General features: G+C 61.6%; 22 protein-coding genes. 15 read left to right on the top strand and 7 right to left on the bottom strand.

Annotation, left to right across the window (positions count from 1 at the left end; translation table 11 throughout):
- The first annotated feature begins 111 nt into the window (after positions 1-111).
- The 12 genes from G453_RS0116115 to G453_RS24650 all read left to right on the top strand — a co-directional run bounded on the left by G453_RS0116115 (position 112) and on the right by G453_RS24650 (position 10,590).
- Positions 112-2,130, top strand: a complete 2,019-nt coding sequence (locus G453_RS0116115) for a TonB-dependent receptor (protein ID WP_027191885.1) — start codon at positions 112-114, stop codon at positions 2,128-2,130.
- A 66-nt stretch (positions 2,131-2,196) separates the two neighbouring features.
- Entirely contained in the window at positions 2,197-2,898 is a 702-nt protein-coding gene (locus tag G453_RS24620; protein WP_051272518.1) for a class I SAM-dependent methyltransferase, read from the top strand.
- Between the two features lie 59 nt (positions 2,899-2,957).
- Positions 2,958-3,572 (top strand): class I SAM-dependent methyltransferase, encoded by a 615-nt coding sequence (locus G453_RS24625; RefSeq protein ID WP_084502429.1) that lies wholly within the window; start codon positions 2,958-2,960, stop codon positions 3,570-3,572.
- Complete coding sequence (locus tag G453_RS0116130; RefSeq protein ID WP_027191886.1) at positions 3,569-4,390, top strand: metal ABC transporter solute-binding protein, Zn/Mn family; 822 nt, start codon at positions 3,569-3,571, stop codon at positions 4,388-4,390. Before G453_RS24625 ends, G453_RS0116130 begins: the two co-directional genes overlap by 4 nt.
- Entirely contained in the window at positions 4,387-5,187 is an 801-nt protein-coding gene (locus G453_RS24630; protein WP_051272520.1) for a metal ABC transporter ATP-binding protein, read from the top strand. Before G453_RS0116130 ends, G453_RS24630 begins: the two co-directional genes overlap by 4 nt.
- An 8-nt stretch (positions 5,188-5,195) precedes the next feature.
- Positions 5,196-6,032 carry a metal ABC transporter permease gene (locus G453_RS0116140; protein ID WP_027191887.1) on the top strand — a complete coding sequence of 279 codons (837 nt, stop codon included), beginning with the start codon at positions 5,196-5,198 and terminating at the stop codon, positions 6,030-6,032.
- A 646-nt stretch (positions 6,033-6,678) separates the two neighbouring features.
- Positions 6,679-6,957: an energy transducer TonB gene (locus G453_RS28480; protein WP_169725351.1), complete on the top strand. Its 279-nt coding sequence runs from the start codon at positions 6,679-6,681 to the stop codon at positions 6,955-6,957.
- A gap of 174 nt (positions 6,958-7,131) precedes the next feature.
- The gene (locus tag G453_RS24640; protein ID WP_051272521.1) at positions 7,132-8,061 is read left to right on the top strand and encodes a biotin synthase BioB; all 930 of its coding nucleotides are present in this window, start codon (positions 7,132-7,134) and stop codon (positions 8,059-8,061) included.
- A 51-nt stretch (positions 8,062-8,112) separates the two neighbouring features.
- Positions 8,113-8,388 (top strand): hypothetical protein, encoded by a 276-nt coding sequence (locus G453_RS28880; RefSeq protein ID WP_235731784.1) that lies wholly within the window; start codon positions 8,113-8,115, stop codon positions 8,386-8,388.
- The gene (locus G453_RS24645) at positions 8,354-9,061 is read left to right on the top strand and encodes an ABC transporter substrate-binding protein (protein ID WP_235731785.1); all 708 of its coding nucleotides are present in this window, start codon (positions 8,354-8,356) and stop codon (positions 9,059-9,061) included. Before G453_RS28880 ends, G453_RS24645 begins: the two co-directional genes overlap by 35 nt.
- 39 nt (positions 9,062-9,100) lie before the next feature.
- Positions 9,101-9,853, top strand: coding sequence for an ABC transporter permease (locus tag G453_RS0116165; protein ID WP_235731786.1), 753 nt, complete (start codon positions 9,101-9,103; stop codon positions 9,851-9,853).
- Between the two features lie 65 nt (positions 9,854-9,918).
- Positions 9,919-10,590 carry an ABC transporter ATP-binding protein gene (locus G453_RS24650; RefSeq protein WP_235731787.1) on the top strand — a complete coding sequence of 224 codons (672 nt, stop codon included), beginning with the start codon at positions 9,919-9,921 and terminating at the stop codon, positions 10,588-10,590.
- A 28-nt stretch (positions 10,591-10,618) separates the two neighbouring features.
- Here G453_RS24650 and G453_RS0116175 read toward each other — a convergent pair whose 3' ends face one another.
- From G453_RS0116175 to G453_RS24670, 6 genes are read right to left on the bottom strand one after another with little or no spacing between them, the layout of a single operon-like run.
- Complete coding sequence (locus G453_RS0116175) at positions 10,619-11,533, bottom strand: oligopeptide/dipeptide ABC transporter ATP-binding protein (protein WP_169725352.1); 915 nt, start codon at positions 11,531-11,533, stop codon at positions 10,619-10,621.
- A gap of 35 nt (positions 11,534-11,568) precedes the next feature.
- Positions 11,569-12,507: an ABC transporter ATP-binding protein gene (locus G453_RS24655; RefSeq protein ID WP_051272523.1), complete on the bottom strand. Its 939-nt coding sequence runs from the start codon at positions 12,505-12,507 to the stop codon at positions 11,569-11,571.
- Complete coding sequence (locus G453_RS29045; protein WP_084502434.1) at positions 12,495-13,340, bottom strand: ABC transporter permease; 846 nt, start codon at positions 13,338-13,340, stop codon at positions 12,495-12,497. Before G453_RS29045 ends, G453_RS24655 begins: the two co-directional genes overlap by 13 nt.
- Entirely contained in the window at positions 13,333-14,268 is a 936-nt protein-coding gene (locus G453_RS0116190; RefSeq protein ID WP_027191891.1) for an ABC transporter permease, read from the bottom strand. The genes G453_RS29045 and G453_RS0116190 overlap by 8 nt, the downstream gene beginning before the upstream one ends.
- The gene (locus G453_RS26595; RefSeq protein WP_051272525.1) at positions 14,265-15,005 is read right to left on the bottom strand and encodes a class I SAM-dependent methyltransferase; all 741 of its coding nucleotides are present in this window, start codon (positions 15,003-15,005) and stop codon (positions 14,265-14,267) included. The genes G453_RS0116190 and G453_RS26595 overlap by 4 nt, the downstream gene beginning before the upstream one ends.
- Positions 15,005-16,546 carry an ABC transporter substrate-binding protein gene (locus G453_RS24670; protein ID WP_051272526.1) on the bottom strand — a complete coding sequence of 514 codons (1,542 nt, stop codon included), beginning with the start codon at positions 16,544-16,546 and terminating at the stop codon, positions 15,005-15,007. Before G453_RS24670 ends, G453_RS26595 begins: the two co-directional genes overlap by 1 nt.
- Before the next feature lie 128 nt (positions 16,547-16,674).
- Here G453_RS24670 and G453_RS0116205 point away from each other — a divergent pair, with 128 nt between their 5' ends.
- The 3 genes from G453_RS0116205 (at position 16,675) to nikR (ending at position 18,957) form a co-directional block, all read left to right on the top strand.
- Complete coding sequence (locus G453_RS0116205) at positions 16,675-17,490, top strand: class I SAM-dependent methyltransferase (RefSeq protein ID WP_027191892.1); 816 nt, start codon at positions 16,675-16,677, stop codon at positions 17,488-17,490.
- Positions 17,487-18,440, top strand: coding sequence for a hypothetical protein (locus tag G453_RS0116210; RefSeq protein ID WP_027191893.1), 954 nt, complete (start codon positions 17,487-17,489; stop codon positions 18,438-18,440). Before G453_RS0116205 ends, G453_RS0116210 begins: the two co-directional genes overlap by 4 nt.
- 97 nt (positions 18,441-18,537) lie before the next feature.
- Entirely contained in the window at positions 18,538-18,957 is a 420-nt protein-coding gene (gene nikR, locus G453_RS0116215; protein WP_027191894.1) for a nickel-responsive transcriptional regulator NikR, read from the top strand.
- A gap of 670 nt (positions 18,958-19,627) precedes the next feature.
- On the opposite strand, the gene G453_RS27380 is transcribed toward nikR, so the two are convergent.
- The coding region (locus G453_RS27380; protein WP_205620078.1) for a transposase at positions 19,628-19,944 on the bottom strand (317 nt) is incomplete at its 5' end.

Genomic DNA, 19,944 nt, shown 5'->3' on the forward strand with positions numbered 1-19,944 from the left:
CACGAAAGATGAAAACATACCTATACGGTTCCACCGGGACCGTCCGGGAGCTTCGATTGTGTCGTCCATCCACCAGAGGCTCAAACTCCAACACCTGACGAAGGAACCCACATGAACACCCGTCTCGCAGTCGTGCTGGCTCTCCTGGTCCTGACGGTCTGTCCCGGCCTTGCATCAGCCCAGGACACCCAAAAGGACAAAGGGTCCGAAGTGACCATGGAAGAGGTCAAGGTTGTCGCCCCCCCCATCATCGAGGGCAACCAGGTAGACCGGTACGCAGGCCAGACGACCACCGTCACCAAGGAGCAGGTGTCGGACATGAACGCGCCGGACATGACCTCGGCGCTCAGGCGCACTCCCGGCGTGACCATGTCCCGCTACAACGTGATCGGTTCCTACGGCGGGGCTGAAGGCGGCGGCGTGTTCGTCCGGGGTATGGGAACCAGTCGCCCCGGCTCCGAGCTGATGACCCAGGTGGACGGAGCGCCTGCGTACATGGGCCTGTGGAACCACCCGCTCATCGACTTCTTGAGCGTGGACCCGGCCTACAGCATCCGTATTTACAAAGGTGCCCAGCCCTTAAGCAGCTTCAACAACGCGTTCGTTGCTTTGGACGTGACACCCAAGCGGGTGGAGAAAGAAGGGTTCTTCACCAAGGGAACCGGCCAGTACGGCAGCTTCAACACCTGGATGCAGACTGCCGAGCACGGCGGCAAAGTCGGTGACTTCGACTACTACGTGGGCCAAAGCTTCCGCAGTTCCGACGGCCACCGCCCCAACTCAGACGGACGCCTGGCGGCGTATTACGGCCTCGCCGGGTACAAGCTGAATGACAATCTGGAAGTCACCGGCACCATCCTGCACACCGACAACTACGCCAACGACCCCGGTCCGGAAGGCCAGCCGCAGAACCGCAGTGGCCTGTACACCACACAGTTCACCCACGGCGTGGTCACCCTGGCGGACAATTTCGAGTGGGGCAAAGGCCACCTCAAGCTCTACGCCAACAGCGGCACCGGCTACTGGTACAACCAGACGGGCACGGCCAACGACACCCTGTCCGATTCCGTCCTTTACGGCGGACGCCTCCGGCACACCTTCAACTTCTGGAAGGGAGGCGAAATCCTCGCGGGCGCGGACCTGGACTTCATGAGCGGGCACGCCACGTTCACCAACGACCTGACCGTGCGCCTGGCCCGCCTAGGCGCGCTGACCTATCCCGTCATCGCCAACAACCCCCAGGCGGAATTCCCCTGGCGCACCTGGAGCATCTTCACCCCGTACATGGGCGTCTCCCAGAAGTTCGGCGAAGGCGACAAGGACAAGAACAGAGACGACTGGTACATCATCCCTTCGGGCGGCGTGCGCCTCTACACGCACAGCGAGTTTCCCACCGAATGGTCGCCCCAGGCAGGCCTGGTTCTCGGCTGGAAAGGGCTTGAGGTGCATGGCAGCTACTCTCGCGGCGTGAGCTATCCGGGCCTCAACGTGGCCATCTTCTCGGCCAACGTCATCCCGGCCCTGGGACAGCGCTGGAGAGACCTCAAGGCGGAAGTCACCAACCACTTCGAGGCAGGCGCTTCCTATGCTTACGAGGACAAGGCCAAACTGGACGTAACCTTCTACTCGGACCACGGCACGAACCGCTACGTCATGTACCCCGCCACCGGTGCGCCCCAAGGGTTCGCCAACATCGCAAACTTCACTCTCCAGGGCGTCGAGTCCACCATCACCGTAACCCCCATGAAGAACCTGTCGCTTTTCGCGGGCATGAACTTTCTGAACACCGACCCCGATTCCATGCCGTACTCGCCCAAGTGGACTTTGAGTTTCGGCGCGAACTATCTGTTCCTGGACCACTTCAAGATCTCCGCCGATGCCCAGTATGTCGACCAGCAGTATGTCCTGTCTCAGGCCCGCAGGCTCAACACCTACAACACCAGCAAGGTGGACGCCTTCTGGCTGGTGAACGCCAAGTTCTCCTACCTCTTCCAATTCGAGACCTGGAAAAAGACCGACGCCGAAGTGTTCGTGGCCGTGAACAACATCACCAACAGCTTCTACAAGTATCGCCCCGGATACCCCATGCCGCCGACCTCGGTCATGGGCGGGCTTTCCGTAAGCTTCTAGCTCCGCTCCACCCAACCCCGAGAGGCCTGGGCGCACGTCCGGGCCTCTCCAGATTTGGAGAATCACATGGCGCAGAATACGGACGTACAGGCCGGGTTCGAGAAGTGGCGGGTGTTCGAGAAGGCACGCAAAGCCAACCGCATGCACCACGCCGAAGCCTATGACACGCTGCTGCATACGCTCGCGGAAACCTTCAACCAGCCGCCGCGCATTCTCGATTTGGGGTGCGGCGACGCCAGGGACGTGGCCAGGGTGCTGCGCTTTGTCCCTGTGAGATCCTACTCCGGCGTGGACAACGACGCGGACGTGCTGGAGCGGGCGCGCGGATCGCTTTCTGGCGTGGGTGTTCCCGTGGACCTCAAGCTCGGGGGGTATGAAGAAGCACTCAGCCAGCAGCCCGGATCATATGACGTGATCTGGCTGGGACTCTTTCTGCACCACCTGCCGCGCGCGCGGAAGGAAGCGTTCTTCACCCGGGCGCGTACGCTCCTGCGCCCTGGCGGAGCCGTGATCGCGCACGACCCCGTCCTGGAGGACGGAGAAAGCCGCCAGGAGTACATTGCACGCATATCCAAGTCCTGCCGTTCGGGATGGCCCGAACTTACCAACGACGAAAAGGACATGATGACCCGGCACTGGGGACAGCATGGTCATCAGGAAAGCGCCGCGACGCTTGGAGCTATTGCCCTCAACGCAGGCTTCTCCAGCTTCGAGGAACTGTGGGCCGATGCCGACCGCTTTTATGCCGTGCTGGTGTTTTGGAACTGACCGGGTTGGTTTTATTTTTTAGTGTCTCGTGCTATCGTGACTGCTCAAAGGGGGAACGCATGAGCGATCCAAGAGCGGCATTTTTCGACGAACGCGCCAAACAGTGGGAAACGAACTGTTACCCGGACAACGTCCGGGAGCGCCTGTGGCCTATGGTCGAATCACTGGGGCTTCCCAGGGGCGGGGTTGTCCTGGACATGGGCTCCGGGCCGGGAACGATTTTGCCATACGAACGCAGGGCAGTTGGGCCCGGCGGGGTCATCTTCTCCTTCGACGTCTCTTTCGAGATGATGCGTCAGGCCATTGCCAAGGAACCGGGCGGGAGCATGTGCCGCATGCAGGCCACGGCCATGTTTCTGCCCCTCAAGGATGCCTCCTTCGATGCCCTGGTCTGTTTCGCGGCCTTCCCTCATTTCTGCGACAAGCCTGCCGCCATGGCGGAAATGGCCCGTGTTGCCAGGCCTGGAGCGACGCTTTTCATCGCCCACCTGTTGAGCCGCGAAGAACTCATGCGCCATCACGGCGGGCATCCTGCCGTGGCAAATGACTGCCTGCCTGACGAAGCCGCCATGCGGGAGCTGTTCCAGAGCGCAGGTTTCGACGAACCGGACATCATCGACATGCCGGGCCGGTATTTGGCCAAGGCCCGCAAACGCACGGCAGGAACCGCATGACTCCGTTCATCAGGCTGCTGGCTGTTCTTCTGTCCCTGTCCGTGCCCGCCCTGGCGCAGGACCGGTTGGAGGTCATGGCCGGGACTTCCCTCATCGAAGACATCGTTACCGACCTGGGCGGCTCGCGCGTCGCGGTGAAGACCATCATCCCCGCCGCAGCCTGCCCCGGACACTACGACATCCGCACCTCCGACGTGGCCTATCTGGCGCAGGCCAGGATCATTCTCCTGCACGACTGGCAGGAGCGCATGCCCGCGATGGTCTCCATTCTGGACGCAGTCTCGGGGGCCAGGGAGCGCGCCGTGGTGGTCCAGGTTAAGGGCAACTGGATGGTCCCGGATCGTCAGGTCGAAGCCGTCAGGGCCGTGGAGTCGATCCTGGAGCGTGTTGATCCAGGCCACGCCGCTGCGTATCGCGAAAAGTCGCTGGACCGGCTGCGGATGGTGGAGGCTGCCGGAGAGAGGATGCGAGAACGGATGAAACAGGCGGGGCTTCTGAACACCCCCGTGATGTGCGACGTGATGCAACGTCCGTTCGTGGAGTTGTTGGGACTTGCGGTGGTGGCCGACTATGGCCGCTTCGAGGAGATGGGGCCGGAGGCCTTGGCCAAGGCCCTGAACGCCGCCAAGGCGGCGGGCGCGCGCCTTGTGCTTGACAATATGCAGTCCACCGGTGCGGCGGGCAAGGCGCTGGCCGACGACCTGGGCGCGGCCCATGCGACGCTGTCCAATTTTCCGGGCGGGTATCCCGGGGCGGACACCTGGGAGGCGGCGGTCTCCAAGAATGTGGACCTCATTCTGGCGGCGCTGGGTAAATGAACGCCGTAGCCAGTGGCAGCCTGGGGCATCCCGTCGCGGCTTTGCATTCCGTGCGGATACTGCGGCGCGGCATCCTGGCATTGGACATCGAGCATCTTGAGATCGCCGAGGGGGAGTGCCTGGGAGTGATCGGCCCCAACGGGGCGGGCAAAAGCACCTTGCTGGCCGCGCTTGCCGGGCTGTTGCGGCCCGACTCGGGGCACATTGAGTTCTTCGGCAAAGCCTTGGACAGCGCAAGCGCCACGGCGCTTCGCAAACGTGTCGCCACAGTCGCGCAGTTGGCCGCTGTGGACCCGAGGCTTCCCATCACGGTGCTGGAATCGGTGATGACCGGCGGGTTCGGGCGGCTCGGCCTCTGGAAAAGGGCAGGCCGGGAGCTTGCGGCCAAGGCCACGCAGATGCTGGAGTTGACAGGCATCGCGCATCTGTCCGACCGGCCCCTGGGCCTGGTGTCTGGAGGCGAACGCCAGAGGACAGCCGTGGCCAGGGCGCTCACCCAGGAGCCGGACATCCTGCTCCTGGACGAACCCACTTCGGCGCTGGACTGGAAGTCGCAGCGCGAGGTGTTGGCCCTCATCCGCGACATCCATGCGCGACTCGGCCTGACGGTCGTCCTGGTCACGCACGACCTGAACGCCCTTCCGGGAATGTGCGACCGCGTGGCCTACATACAGGGCGGAGCGATCAGCTGGCTGGGACCCTCCGCCGAAGCGCTCGATCCAGAGCGCCTTTCCGAACTCTACGGCACGACATTCACCGTGCTCGACCACGGCGGCCTGCCCGTGGTCCTGTTCTGAGCATCCTCATGGACATGAGCCCTTTCGATCACGCCTTCATGCGCCACGCCCTCCTGGCCGGGGTATTTGCCGGAATTTCCTGCGGGCTGGTGGGCGTGTTCGCCGTGCTCATGCGCCTCACGTTCATCGGGGTCTGCCTGGCGCACGCAGCCTTTGCGGGTGGGCTGGCCGCGTTGCTCTTCGGGTTGGATCCCCTGCTGGGCGCGCTGGTCTTAAGCGTCGGGGCCGCAGCCGTGATCGGTCCGCTCGCCGACAAGGGGGAGGTCTCCCCGGACACCGCCGTTGGCGTCGTGTTCACCGCCATGCTTGGCGTAGCCATCCTGTGCCTGGGCATCATGCCGGGGCCGAAATCCGCAGGGCTGAATCTTTTGTGGGGCTCAATCCTTACCGCCAGCAAACGCGACGTCTGGCTTCTGGGCGGGGTGAGTTTCGTGGTGGTCGGCGGAATTATCCTCTTTTACAAGGAAATCCTGGCCGTGACCTGCCACAGACATGTGGCCGCCCTGGCCGGAATACCCGCGACTGCCATCTTCTACGCGATCCTCTTCGCCACGGGGATGACTGTCACGGCCTGCTTGCCGAGCGTCGGTGGACTTTTGGTGTACAGCCTCATCATCAACCCCGCCGCCGCAGCCTACCAGCTCACCTACAGGCTTTCCTGGATGTTCGTGTTTGCGGCAGCGCTCGGAGCCGTCAGCTGCACCATGGGGCTCTTCCTGGCATGGTATGCCGATGTGCCCGCCGGGGCGGCCATCGTGGTGTCTTCCAGTCTCATATTCCTTGTCTGTTCCTTCTTCTCGCCCAAGAACCGCTCTCAAAGCGGGAAGGCACATGCGCCCCGCTGATTTGCCGACGGTTTTCGGCGAAACAACCGAACGCCGGATTTCCTCCAGACCGCATCTGGGGTTCGCGTTGTCTGTCGCGTTGCACGGCGTCATCCTCCTGCTGGGACTGATCGTCTGGAACCTGCCGGGCAAGGAGGGCGGCCCAGCCGGAGGAGGCGGGTCGGGTGGAGCGGGTTGCGTGATGGTCGATCTGGCCTGCCTGCCAGGGGGGGCATCGCACGGAACACCAGAGGCAACGGAACATCACGCTCATGATGACGAAGGAAACACTGCGTCCCAGACTCCGCCGGAGGAAAGGGACGCTGTGCAGATAGTGGCTGACAAGGCTGCCGTGGTCCCCACTCGCAGACCATCGGAAACGGCAGAGCCTGACAAACGAGCTGGGAAACGCGCGTCCGCAGGTTCGCAAAAGGCGGAGGACATCAAGAAATCCCGCGAGACGGGAAGGGCTTCATCCCAATCTGGTGAAGGGGCGTCCTCTCAGACCGCCCAGGCACCAGGACCGTCAGGGGAGGAGGGACATCCCGGCCCACCCGGACCTGCGCCGGGAACAGGCACAGGCGGAGCGCAAGTTGCTTCCGGGACTGGCGGCCACGGCTCCCACGGTATTGGAACAGGCGGAGGAGGAATACTGAGCCTCGGGGAGGTGGACGCCAAGCCGAAGCTTATACGTCATGTTGAGCCGGATTATCCAGAATCGGCACGCAAGCGGGCGCTTTCGGGGAAAGTCATGGCCCGCTTCGTGGTGGATGAATCCGGGCTCGTGCACGAGCCCACGGTTTCTTCGTCGGACCCGCCGGGAGTCTTCGATGACAGCGTGATCGAAGCGGTCCGTCGCTGGAAATTCGAACCGGCCAGACACAAGGGGAAGGCGGTCAAGGTTGTGGTTACGGTGCCGGTCAAGTTTGACATCTCCAACAGATAAACCTGTCCGCCTGGGCCAGTCTTTTTTCGCGCATGCTGGACGCGACCACCTCAATTGCCTACTGTAAGTTACAAGTGACAGCCCAGGTGACCCCGACAAGAGTATCAAGAACGGTACAACAGTCTATGGGCTGGCGCAGATGAAATCACCGAACTGAATACCACCAGGGGAATAATGCGTCATATCGGATTGTCATACGACGAAGTTGTCCATCTGCTCGCCCAGCCAGTGGATTCTGTGGAGACAATGAAGCTGCGCAAAGCGGCACATGATGCCGCACTGCACTGGACAGACGGTCGTGCGCAGGTTTGGTACGCCATAGGATTGGATTGCGCGCCATGCCCGAACAATTGCAGTTTCTGCTCCTTCGGCCATGCCTGGGGGATCGTGAAACAACCCTGGAGGCTTGAGGACGACCATGTCCTTGCACTCATCCATGCCAACGACATCCCAGGGGTGGGGTTCATCGCGCTACGGACGACAGACCAGTATCCGGTGGAGGACCTTCTGCGCATCGCCAGACGGGTCAGGCCTCTCAAGCATGCCAGGCTCGTGGCGAACATCGGGGACTTCTCCCCGGAGACCGCCCATGCCCTCCATGAGGCGGGCTTTAGCATGGCGTACCATGCTTTGCGTCTCAGGGAAGGGCAGGACACGTTGATAGACCCAGACACGAGATTGCGCACTATGCAGGTTGTACGGTCTTCTCACTTGGAGCTTGCCGCCCTCGTCGATCCGGTCGGAGCCGAACACTCTCCCGAAGAAATCGCCGATTCGCTCTTCCTGCACAAAAAGGCTGGCGCTTCTGTATCGGGAGCCATGGCCCGGGTCGGTGTTGAGGGAACTCCGAAATTCGCCCTTCCGACCATATCTCAAGAACGGTTGGCGCAGATCACGGCGGTTGCGCGGCTTGTGGCAGGGCCGGAGGCAACCTCCATATGCGCACACCCACCCGACCCGGGTGTCGCGACATCAGGAGCAAACACCCTCGTGGTGGACAGCGGAGCCATTCCCAGGGACGCCGTGCAAAGCCGCGAAGAATGGCGGTCATTTACCGTACGTGATGCCTTGAACATCCTGGTTCAGGCTGGTTATCATGTGTGATTGTCCCTGGCTTCGGCCTGAACATGACTCCAAACATTGACGGAGAATCCGATGAGACTCACAGCCATTCTGCTTTCGCTTCTTGTCGCGCTTGCACTTTCAGCCTCGCCCCCTGCGGCAGCCCAAGAGGCCCCGGCCAAGGTTGGCACCTGGAAGACCGCCCAGACCATTCAGCCCTTCCTCTACGAGCAGTATTCCCCAGGCTTCAGGGTGGATGTCCATCCGTTCACGAACCCTGGGGACCAGAAAGCGGCCCTCTTGGCGGGCAGTCTGGACATGACCGGAACGACCCTTGGCCCTGGCGATCCAGGCCGCGTCTCGCGGTGAACCCGTTGTCCTCGTGGCGGCGCTGTGCAACAAATGCTCGGCGCTTGTCGTCCGCAAGGGGTCAGGGCTGGCCTCTATCCAAGATCTCAAAGGCAGGCGCATAGGCTACGTTCCAGGAACCATGCATGAAATTCTCCTGCGAGAGACCCTTGCCCGGGTAGGGTTGGACCCAGTCAAGGATGTGTCCTTGGTGCGTGTGGACTTCTTCGACATGGGCACAGCTCTCGCAAAGGGGGACATTGACGCTTTTCTCTCTGGAGAGCCGTTGCCAACTCAGGCCGTGTTGCAAGGCTATGGCGACATCCTCGCCTACCCCTATTTCGACGATTCTGTCGGCCCTATCAATGCCGGAATGATCGTGCGCAGGGATACCATCGAAAAATCTCCTCAAAAGGTCGAACGCCTGGTCGCCGCCCATGTCAGGGCGACAAGAACGCTCCAGTCGGACAAGACAGTCTGGCTCTCCGAGGCGTCAAAGCGCTTCGGCGTGGACCTCGCCGTGCTGGAAGCGGCGTCGAAAAACATGGAACTGGCCTGGGATATGGACGATACGTTTGTCAGGCAGTTGGCGGCGCTTGGCTCCCGCATGAAGGCTCTGGGCATGATCGAGAGGGAACCCGACTACAACGCCCTGGTGGACAGGAGATTCGTGTCGAAAATGGGCGGGGAATAGGGTCTGGTGAGGATCACGCCATGCCAATGGGGCTCGGCCTTGGCCCTGCCCTTTGCAGCTCTTCTGGTCTGGTGGCTGGCCGCGAGGCTGGCTTTCCTGCCTGAATATGTCCTTCCGTCCCCTGCAAGCGTGCTGTCCGCACTTGGCGCGTACGTCTTTGGTTCAAACAGCCAGAACGCATACGGCGGCAGGTTTCTTGGCGACTTCGTATCAAGCATGACTCGTATCGGTTGCGGGTTCTTCCTTGCCGTACTTGCCGGACTTCCGCTTGGCCTTGCCTCTGGCAGGATTTCGGCCTTGCGATGGCTGCTCACCCTGCCTGTCGGCGGACTACGTGCCGTCCCCGGGATATGCTGGCTGCCACTGGCCCTTGTCTGGCTGGGCATCGGTTTCAAGACCACTGTTTTTCTGATAGCGATCGCCGCATTTTTTCCCATCTACCTGAATTCGGCATCCGGCGCGTCTTCCGTGCCTGCCGTGCTGGTGCGGGCGGGGTCCATGCTTGGTCTGTCCCGAATCGCGGTATCCTTCAGAATCATCCTTCCAGCATCCATGCCCCATATTCGGACAGGCCTGCGACTGGGCCTCGGCCTGAGCTTCGCCTACCTCGTCCTAGGAGAACTGACGGGGGTTCCCGACGGCATCGGGGCCATGATCATGGATGCACGGCTTCTTGGCAGGGTCGATATGATCATGGCCGGGATCATCCTCATGGCCGTTCTCGGCTGGGTGGCGGATCGGCTTCTTGTCCTGACCTTGCGCACGGCGTTCAAAAGCGCGAGACGGTCATGACGCCCTATTTTCAGGCTGAGCATGTCGTTAAGACTTTTACTGTAAACGGGGATCGCCGTGTCATCTTGCACGACATCGGCCTGACTCTCCGGCAGGGAGAGGTGTTGGCGCTGCTCGGTTCAAGCGGGTGCGGCAAAAGCACTCTCCTGAACATCCTGGCTGGTTTTCTGGAGCCAGACTCGGGCAGGATTCTGCTGGAAGGGCACGCCTGCGGAGCGCCCGGCCCGGACAGGGCTGTGGTATTTCAAGAGGACGCGCTCTTTCCGTGGCTGACTGCGTCAGAGAACGTCACGCTTGGCCTGAAGGCCAAGGGCGTCTCCGCCTCGCGGGCGGGGGAGCAGGCTTTGGGGATGCTTGGACGCGTTGGGCTTGACGGATTTCATGACCATCTGCCGGGAGCATTGTCCGGCGGCATGCGCCAACGCGTGGCCCTGGCCCGTGTCCTGGCGCTTGAGCCAAAGGTGCTCCTCATGGACGAACCCTTCGTGGCGCTCGACGCGATCACCAGAGAACAGATGCAGGATTTGCTGGCAGAACTGCATAAGGCTTTGAACATGACCATTCTTTTCGTCACCCACGACATAGCCGAAGCTGTCCGCCTGGCGGATACAATCATCGTCATGGGCAGGGAGGGGCAGGGCTTTCGGGCACGTTTCCAGGTGGACTCCCCCCGCAACATGCACGGCATGGCGTTCCTTGAACTGTCCGACATGATCAGATCCTCGCTGCGTGCCTGAACGTGGTTCAAGGAGCGAGACAACTGCTTCACATCCGGGCGTGGCAGGCGATACTCACGCCGTTACTCTCCACCAGCTCCGGTTTGATGCGGTGGCACACGCTGCACGTTTCGGGACAATGCGGGGCATAGGGGCACCCAGGCGCGGTCTGTGAAAGGGATTGAACGGGAACTGTCTCGGAATACCTCTTGCCGCCAAGGCGCATCCGGGAGGGGTCCGAGGCGATCAGGCGGCGCGTATACGGATGCAGAGGTGCCTCCAGGACGCGATTGAGTTTTCCTGCCTCCACTATCCTGCCTTTGTAGAAAATGGCAGCCGTATCGGCGATCAGGCGCACGGTCGCGATGTCGTGAGATATGTAGACGAATGACGTCCCAAGGGATTGTTGGGTCTCCCGCATGAGGCACAGGATGTGCGCCTGGACGGAGCGGTCCAGCGAGGCCAATGGTTCGTCGGCGACGACCAGCTTTGGCGAAAGGGACAAGGCCCGAATTATTCCGATTCGTTGGCGTTGGCCCCCGGATATCTCCGATGGCCGTCTGGAGAGAAGGTCACTGGATAACCCGGCTCGCCCGAGGAGTTTCTCCGCCTCATCGTCCATGCCGTCCGGCAGCAGGCGATGCACCAACTGGGGTTCGAGAAGGAGTTGCCTGACGGTCAGGCGAGGGTTGAGGGAACCGTCGGCATCCTGGAAGATCATCTGCACGTCGCGCCGGAACGCTGCGTTATCCCCATTGAGAGAGGCAACATCGCGCCCCTCAAAGAGTATCCGCCCCTGGGTAGGATGGGTAAGCTTGGCAATCAGCCTGCCCAGCGTGCTTTTGCCCGACCCCGATTCACCCAGGATTGCCAGTGACTCTCCTTGTTCCAGCTTCAGATCGACACCTTCGACGGCAACAGTCTGATGCCTGCCAATGAGTCCGTTCTTGAAACGTTTGGTCACTCGCTCCAGTTGAAGCAAGAGAGGTGGCCTTGAAGTCATGCCATGTGGCATCGGACGCTCTCCACAAGGGTCGGAGGTTCCCTGCCGCACTCCGGACGGGCATTTGCGCAGCGGGGGTGGAAGCGGCATCCCTCGGGAAAGCAGGTCATGTCCGGGGTGGTGCCGGGGATGGGGCGGGGCTGTTCGCCCGACAAGGCGCTCAGCAATGCCTGGGTGTAGGGATGGCGGGGAGCACGAAACACCTCTGTCGCTGCGCCCGTCTCGATGAGCTGCCCTGCGTACATGACCGCCGCGTTGGAGCACAGCACCTTGGCCACGTCGCAGTCATGGGTGATGAGCAAAAGCGCCGCACCTGTCAGTTCGAGGGTCTCGTGAAGCAACTCCAGAATCTGGGCTTGGACGGTGAGGTCCAGCGCGGTGGTGGGCTCGTCCGCAATGAGCACCTTGGGCTGGCGTGCCAGGGCGATTGCGATCATCACCCTCTGCTGCATGCCTCCTGAAAGCTCGTGCGGATACTGGCGCGCGCGTTTGGCTGGTTCCGGCACCCTGACCGCGTCGAGCAGTTCCACGGCCCGCCTGCGGGCCTGGGGCAAGCCCATGGCGCAATGGGCGGACGCCGCCTCGGCTATCTGGTCCCCCACCGTATAGGATGGATCCAGGTAGCTGGCGGGTTGCTCGAACACCATGGCCAGGTCGCCGCCCCGGACCTTCTCCATTTCCCGTTCGGGTATTGCCAGGAGGTCGCGCCCCTCCAAAAGTACCTGCCCTCTGATTCTCGCACCGGACGGCAAAAGCCTCATGAGGCTCATGGCCACCACGGACTTTCCGCAGCCAGACTCCCCCAACAGGCACCACCGTTCACCTGAGCGGATAGCCAGGTTCAGTCCGTCAACGGCTCGGACAGTTCCCGTTCGTGTGGGAAAATGCACGCTCAAGGCGCATGCTTCCAGGACTGGCGCAATCACTTGAGCCATAGCTCCTCCCCCTCGGCTTTGTTCATGGCCGTGAGGTTCCTCAAGCCGTCACCGGCCAGAGTGAACGCCAGGGTGGCCAGGACGATGGCTCCTCCAGAGGCCAGGGCGATGTGCGGCGCGATGGTCAGCACGGGGAGTCCTTTCTGGAGCATAGCGCCCCACTCTGGTGTCGGCGGTGGGACGCCCAGGCCCAGCATGCCAAGCCCGGCGATGCTGACGATCTTCTGTCCCATGCCGATGGTGGCGATGGCCCCTACCGGTTCGGCCAGTCCTGGCAGATAGCAACGGCGCACCAGATACCAGCGGTTGGCTCCGAGCGCGCGGGTAGCTTCCACAAAGGTCCTGTGGCTTATGCCGAGCGCCGTATTGCGAACCACGCGCGCGTATTTGGGCCAGCCGGGAAGAATCAGCGCGATGGCTATGCTGTTGATGCCCGGCCCCATGACTCCCACAAGAACCAGGACGAGCACCATGGACGGAAAGGAGAAGAAACAGTCCGTGACCCGCATGAGCGGTCCATCCAGAGGCTTTGCCAGGACGGCCGCGAGGCCCACAACAAGCCCCAGACATACTGTCCCGACCGTCACCACGCACGCCAGACCCAGCGTCGGCCTGATGCCATATATGATCCGGCTGGCTACGCAACGGCCAAGGCTGTCGGTCCCCAATGGGAATTCAACGGAAGGGCCGCGCAACCGTTTCGCCAGGTATTGCTCCTCCGGTGCATGGGGAGCGATCCACGGAGCGAAAGTGCCAGCGGCCAGGAGCGCGACGAGCAGGAGGCACCCCGTGATGAATCCGGCCCTGCCCGGTTTCGTGCTCCGTTCAGGCATTGCGGGTCCTGGGGTCCAGAATCCATTGCAGAATGTCCACCCCGAGGTTGATGAGCACGTATACGGCGGCAATGGCCAGGACGCAGCCCTGCACCACGGCCACGTCGCGCGCGTTGATGGAGTCTACCAGCAGCCGCCCAAGCCCCGGCCAAGCGAAGATAGTCTCCACCACCACCGCGCCGCCGAAAAAATAGCCGAACTGGGCTCCGACGTAGCTGGTCATGGGCACGAGGGCCTGCTTGAGCGCATGCTTCCAGACGACTGCACGGCGCGAAAGGCCCCTGGCGCTGGCGGCGACGAGGTGCTTTTCTTCCAGGGCCTGCAACATGCCCGCCCGCATGAGCCTGGACGAAATGGCCGCATTGGTCAGGCCAAGCGTGAGCGCCGGGAGGATGAGCCCGCTCGCCTTTGAAAAACCCGCCACCGGTGTGAGGCCGAGGGTAATGGAGAAGAGCAGTATCAGGATGAGGCCCAGGAAAAAGTCCGGGATGCACCCGAACAGCAGGGAACCTCCCAGGGTCAGATGATCCACGGGATGCCCCCTTCTCATGGCGGAAGCCACGCCGACGGGAACAGCCAGCAGCAGGCCGATGGCCAGCGCCGAGCAGGCCAGTGCGGCGGTAGGGGGGAAGACGCGCGCCAATTCCTGGATGACCGTGCGCCCTGTCTGGTACGATCGGCCAAGGTCTCCAGAGAGAACCGTCCCCATCCAACGGGCGTACTGGAGCGCCAGAGGATCATTCAGGCGCATTTCGCGGCGCAGATCCTCAACCGCCTGTTCAGGAGGCACATCAATGCCGGTCCTGGAGGCCAGGCTGATGGACGCCACATCGCCAGGGGTCATGCCCATGGCTGCGAAAGCCAGAAGGCTGATCCCGAAGAGCACGGGGACCATGGCCAGCAGCCTTCGCAACACGTATCCCGTCATGCGCGCTTCACGGCGGTCACGGCGTGGGAGGTCCACCCGTCGCCCCTGAGCCAGCGCCGGAACGGCCCGTCCGTGGCCCGGTCCACGTCCTTGTCCACGCGCAGTACCGTGAGTCCGCAGGATTGCAGGTGTTCGGCGATCTGCTCTGCGTTGATCCTGGGCAGTTGGGCGTCGAAGTTGGCGTAGCAGGCGTCCCGCCAGCCGGGCTTGCGGCCAGTGAGAAGATAGTCCGTCCACTGCCCCCGCCAGCGGGCCAGCTTGCTTTGCTTGAGGACTGTGCCGTCGATGAATGCGGCCACGCCTCCAGGCCTGAGCACCCGGACAGCCTCCGACAGGGCCGCTCGTGGATCGGGAAGAGTCCAGAGCACCCAGCGGCTCACCACGGCGTCCACGCTGGAGTCAGGCAGGTCCACGTTCTCAGCGTCCCCTTGCCACAGGCGGACCCTGGAGGCGAGACCCTGGCGCTCCAGAGTCGCTCTGGCCCGGGCCAGCATGTCCTCGGACAGGTCGAAACCAAGCACCTCGTGCCCGTGCTCCGCCAGGATGGCAGTGATGTATCCGGTTCCCGCGCCCATTTCCAGGACGGTGGCCCCCGAAGGCAGTCCGCTGAGCATCCCCTGGATGTAACTGCTCCAACCCTGGCTGCGGGAAAGCCACTTGTAGGCGTCGTAGGCCTTGGCGTTGGAAGCGTTCCAGCGCTGCCACCGCATGAACTGCTTCACTTCCTGGCTGGCCATCACTTCAACTCCAAGGTCTCAAGGCTGAAGGTCTGCTCCGTGGGGTGCATCCGGTAACCAGATACCTTCTTGGAAACCAGATCGATGTTCACGTAGTAGTTGAGATAGGCCATGGGCATGTCGGCCTCCAGGAGGACCTGCACCTCGTCGTACATCTTCTTGCGTTCGCCCTGGTCGAATGTCGTCCTCGCTTTCTGGAGCAGTCCGTCAAGAGCGGCGTTCTTGTAGTGATACGCTCCCCAGCCCTTCTTGAAGGTGTTTTCGGAGAAGTAGTCCATCATGAGGTTGTCGTCCGGGTCGGGTACGAACAACAGGCCGCGTCCCAGAAGATAGAGGTCGAAATCCCCCGCGTCCCTGGTCTGTTCGGCGGCGCTGACCTGCATGGACACAACGTCGCAGCCGATGCCGACCTTCTTGAGCTGCTGCTGGATCACCTCGGCCATGGGCGGCAGCTCGGCCCGCTCCGGGTAGGTGAGCAGCTTCACGCGCAGGGGCTTGCCGTCCTTGTCCAGGATGCCGTCGCCGTTGGCGTCCTTCCAGCCTGCCTGGGCCAGGAGCGCCTTGGCCCCTTCGGGGTCGAAGGCGAACCCCTTGAGGCTGGCGTTGGCCCAGGACACCTGGGGCGGGAAGAGAGTCTTGGCGGGCTCACCGATTCCGTCCAGGTTCGCCTCGACTATCTCCTGGCGGTTCACGGCCAGGTTCACCGCCTTACGGACACGGATGTCGGAGAAGGGGTCGCGCGACAGGTTGAAAGCCATCATGCGGCAACGGCCGATAGGCATGGTGTGTATGGAAAACTCATTGGATTTCGCCAGGGATTTCGCGGCGTCGGCAGGCATGATCTGGGCCACGTCCAGTTCGCCGCCGCGCAGCATGGCCAGCCTGGTGAGCGCGTCCGGCACGGATTTGTAGACAACCTTGTCCAGCTTGGGCTTGACCGGCCCCCAGTGCGCCTTGTTGGCCGCCAGGGTGATCTCCTCCTTGAGCTTCCATGACTCCACGGAGAACACACCCGTTCCCACCGGCTTCACCAGTTCTCCGGCCTGGTCGAAGGACGAGGGAGCAAGTGCTCCGGCCTCGCCCCGAGCGAGATACGCAGGCAGGGGGGAAAAGGGCGAGGTGGTCTTGAAGACCAGGGTCTTGTCGTCGGGAGCCTCCACCGAGGCCATGGGGACGTTTTTCAGCAGCGCCCCCTTCTTGATGGTTCGTTGCAATGCGTCCCGGAAGGCAGGGGCGGTTAGAGGAGTTCCGTCATGGAAGCGCACGCCGTCGCGCAGGGTGAATCTCCATGACAGTTTGTCATCGGAAACCGTCCAGGCCGTTGCGAGACAAGGCTGGATGTTGAGCTTTTCGTCTAGGGTCGTCAGGCCCTCCACCACCCCAAGACGGGTGAACATGTACCCGTCGACCTGGGGATCCATGGTTTTGGGCGACCAGGGAGCTCCCAGCCGCAGCGTGCTTTCCGCAGCCCAGGCCGGGCCGGAGTACAAGCAGACCAAGGCGAACAGGACGAAAGCAGAGCGTATCAGAACATGATTCATGGCAGACTCCCCGTGATTGCGTGCTGACATTTCCGTTGCACGCTATCCCTTATCGTGGCACATTTCAAGCACCAATGGGCTTGTCGTGCTACAGCGCCCGCCCGCGAACTGAAAGGAGCAGCACATCCATGGACATTGATTGGCAAAGCCTTTGGCGTGAGGCCGTCGCGAAGACCAGCGCCGTGAGCCATGTGGGATACTGGAACGAACGTGCGAACGACTACGATAACTTCATACGCTCCAGCCGCTTCGCCTACGGTGAAGCCATGTCGGAGATCCTGGTCAGGGAGGGGATGTTGTCTCCTTCGGGGACAGTGCTGGAGATCGCGTCCGGGGTCGGAGCCGTGACATTGCCCCTGGCTCAGCGATGCGCCTTGGTGACCGCGCTGGAACCGGCTGAGCGAATGGCGGACCGGTTGCGCCAAAATGCCCGTGATCGCGGCATTTCCAACATCGACGTCCGGGTCCAGACGCTTGAGCAGGCCCAGGGGACAGTCGTTCCCGGCTCCTTCGACCTCACGCTCATGTGCCATGCCTCCTGGCAGTTCCCGGAGTTCATGGCAGTCGTGGAGTTCATGGACAGAGCTTCAAGGCTCGGCGGTTGCATCGCTGATACGGCCGGATTCGACGACCAGACCCAGGGCGAGATGTACGATGCGCTGGGGATCAAAGCGGATTGCCCCGACCGTTTTCCCTACCTGTTCAACCTCCTCTATTCTGGAGGCTATTACCCGAACGTCAGGATGATACCCTACGCCATGCGCCGCTCAATTGATTCGGCCCTAAGCATGTGGCGGCTATTGATCGGGAAATACCGCACTCCCACAGAGCAGGACCTGGCTCTCATCGAAAGCCATGTCCATGCGAGGGCTGAAGACGGCATGTACGAGGTGCCCTCTGTCATGGCTGTGCTGTGGTGGAAGAAGAAACAGGCCACAAAATGATGGATGACCTGGTCAGCGGGGCGTGGCACGGCATGCGGCTTTGCCTCACCGTGCTGCCGCCAATGTTCGCCGGATGCCTGGCGGGCAGCCTTTTCGCAAACACGAAGTTCGGCATGCGATGTTGCGCTGTATTTTCTCCGTTGGCGCGCCTGACTGGTCTGCACGGGCCTTCGGCCCTGTATTTCCCGCTTTGCTTCTTCAATTTTCATTCGGCCAATGCCTATCTGTCATCCCTGTTGCGCAGGGAGATCGTCGAGGAACAGGATATCCTGGGCATCTATCTCGTGGGATGGCTTCCGGCGAGTCTTAACTTTTATATTTTTTTCACCGCCCCAGCCTTGTTTCCCGGCATCGGCACGATTCCAGCCTGTATCGTGCTCGCATTGTACATTCTGGCAAGCATACTGATTTTCGGCGCTGGAACCGTACTGGTACGCCGGAGGAACCGCCGGACCGACCGGGAAACCCTCCAGGCCACGCCAGTTTCCGTCTGCCCGCGATGGCCTGGGCTTCCTGCCGTGCTTAAGGATGGCACTAGGCAGTTCTGGAGCATTGCGTCAGTTTTCGTCCCGTGCCTTCTTGCCGTTGAAATGCTGCTGTCGCTCCAGGCTGTCCGTACGAGTATGGACCAGGCAGGCGATCTCTTCGCCGGGGCAGGGGTGTCCCCCACGGCGGCGCTGGTGGTGGCCGCCGCCTTGCCGAGCGTCATGGGTGGCTTCGCCACGGCCATCGCCTTTCTGGGGGATTCGCTCCTCACGGTGGGACAGGTTCCGAAAATACTGATGATTGCTGCGATCGGGCATGCCCTGTTTTCTGCCTTCTCCTATTTCCTCCCGGCAAATGTTGCGGTGTTTGGTCCCGGCCTGGGTACAAGGTTGACCTTCAAGAGTCTGGTCATCCGCCTCCCCTGCCTGCTGACCGCGCTCGCCGTAGCAGCTGCGATCGAATAATGCACATGCAGTGACGATGCCGTGAGGGCCGCATGCTGATGGTGCGCTCCATAAAGTCATTCTACGAAACACAACCGGCCATGCTTGGAGGATGATGATGGGCAAGACAATCCGGTTCGGCGTGTCGCTCAATTCCGATCTGCTGGAACAGTTTGACGCGCTGTGCGAGGAAAAAAGTTATCCTAACAGGTCCGAGGCCATCCGAGACCTCATTCGCGCCGTCCTGGTGGAAAAGGAACAGCAGATAAACGAAGGAGCACTCGCTGCGGTGCTCACGCTGGTGTACGACCACCACGTATCGGACCTCTCCCAGCGTCTGGTGGAAATCCAGCATGACGGGCACGAGGTGATCCTGACCACCGTCCATGTTCACCTGGACCACCATAACTGCCTGGAGGTGCTTATCCTGAAGGGGAACGGTGAGGCGATACGCCGCCTTTCGGACAAGCTGATCGCCACCAAGGGAGTGAAACACGGGAAACTGACCCTTACCACCACCGGCCAGAATTTGATGTGAGGCAGGCAGCCCGGAGGAAGTGAAAGCTCCGCCTAGTCTACTGATTCTCCCACTTTTCAGCGTGGGAGGCTGCTGTTCGTTGGAATCCGTGGCAGATTGGATGATAGTATCAAGTGGACAAAGAAACATGCTTGCAGAGTCACTTGGTAGTGGCCCTGGAGGCGGGGGACTCCAGGGCCACAGCCCAAGAAGGCGGTCGTGAGGTGAGTTCGACCGTATGCGTACGTATTATTTATTTGTGTTACGTGCTACTGTCAATGCCTTTTTGCCGCTTCCCCCTCGATCAGGGGCAGTTGCCCTAACAAGTGATGCCGCGCCATGGGAGCGCGGCATCAAGAGACGCGGTCGTTAGGTTCGCCGTTCAGTGAGAATGCTCGTGTGGTTCGGAGGCATGGTCGGCATGCTCGTGGTCGTGTGGGCCATGCTCGCCCGCGTGGCCGTGGTCGTGTTTGCCCTCATGGCCATTGTGCTCGTGAGGGTGCTTGTGCTCGTGGACATGTCCGTGGGCATGTGCGTGAGAATGAGGATGGCTGTGCTTTCCTATCCCTGGATGTTCGTGCTCATGCTCGTGTTCATGCGTATGTTCATGCTGGTGCTCATGTTTATGTTCGTGGTCGCCCTTCATGATTCCCCTCCTTGTTTTGCTAACAGTAATACGGGTCTTCGACGTTTACTGTGGAAATCCCCCGTTCAGAAGATCTGCGATGGGTGCCCCTATCAGGTAGATCATGGTGATGAAAGTGGTCACGTTCCGGTAGCCTCTGGCCCGCGAACGGGCGGCCTGGAAGAGGCCATTGAGTCCTTCCAGCCGTGCGTTTGAGAGCAGGGAGTCCCATCTCCGTAGGATTCTCGGCAAATGCTCCTGAAACGTATTCAGCGCTTTGCGAACCGGTTCGAGCAGAGCCGACTCCCCGGCAAGCTCCCGGGCGAACTCGAAGAATCGCGATGCCCGCCAACGAGCGCCCTGCCTGGTGTCAGCATTGCGCA

Source organism: Fundidesulfovibrio putealis DSM 16056 (assembly GCF_000429325.1).
Lineage (GTDB): Bacteria > Desulfobacterota > Desulfovibrionia > Desulfovibrionales > Desulfovibrionaceae > Fundidesulfovibrio > Fundidesulfovibrio putealis.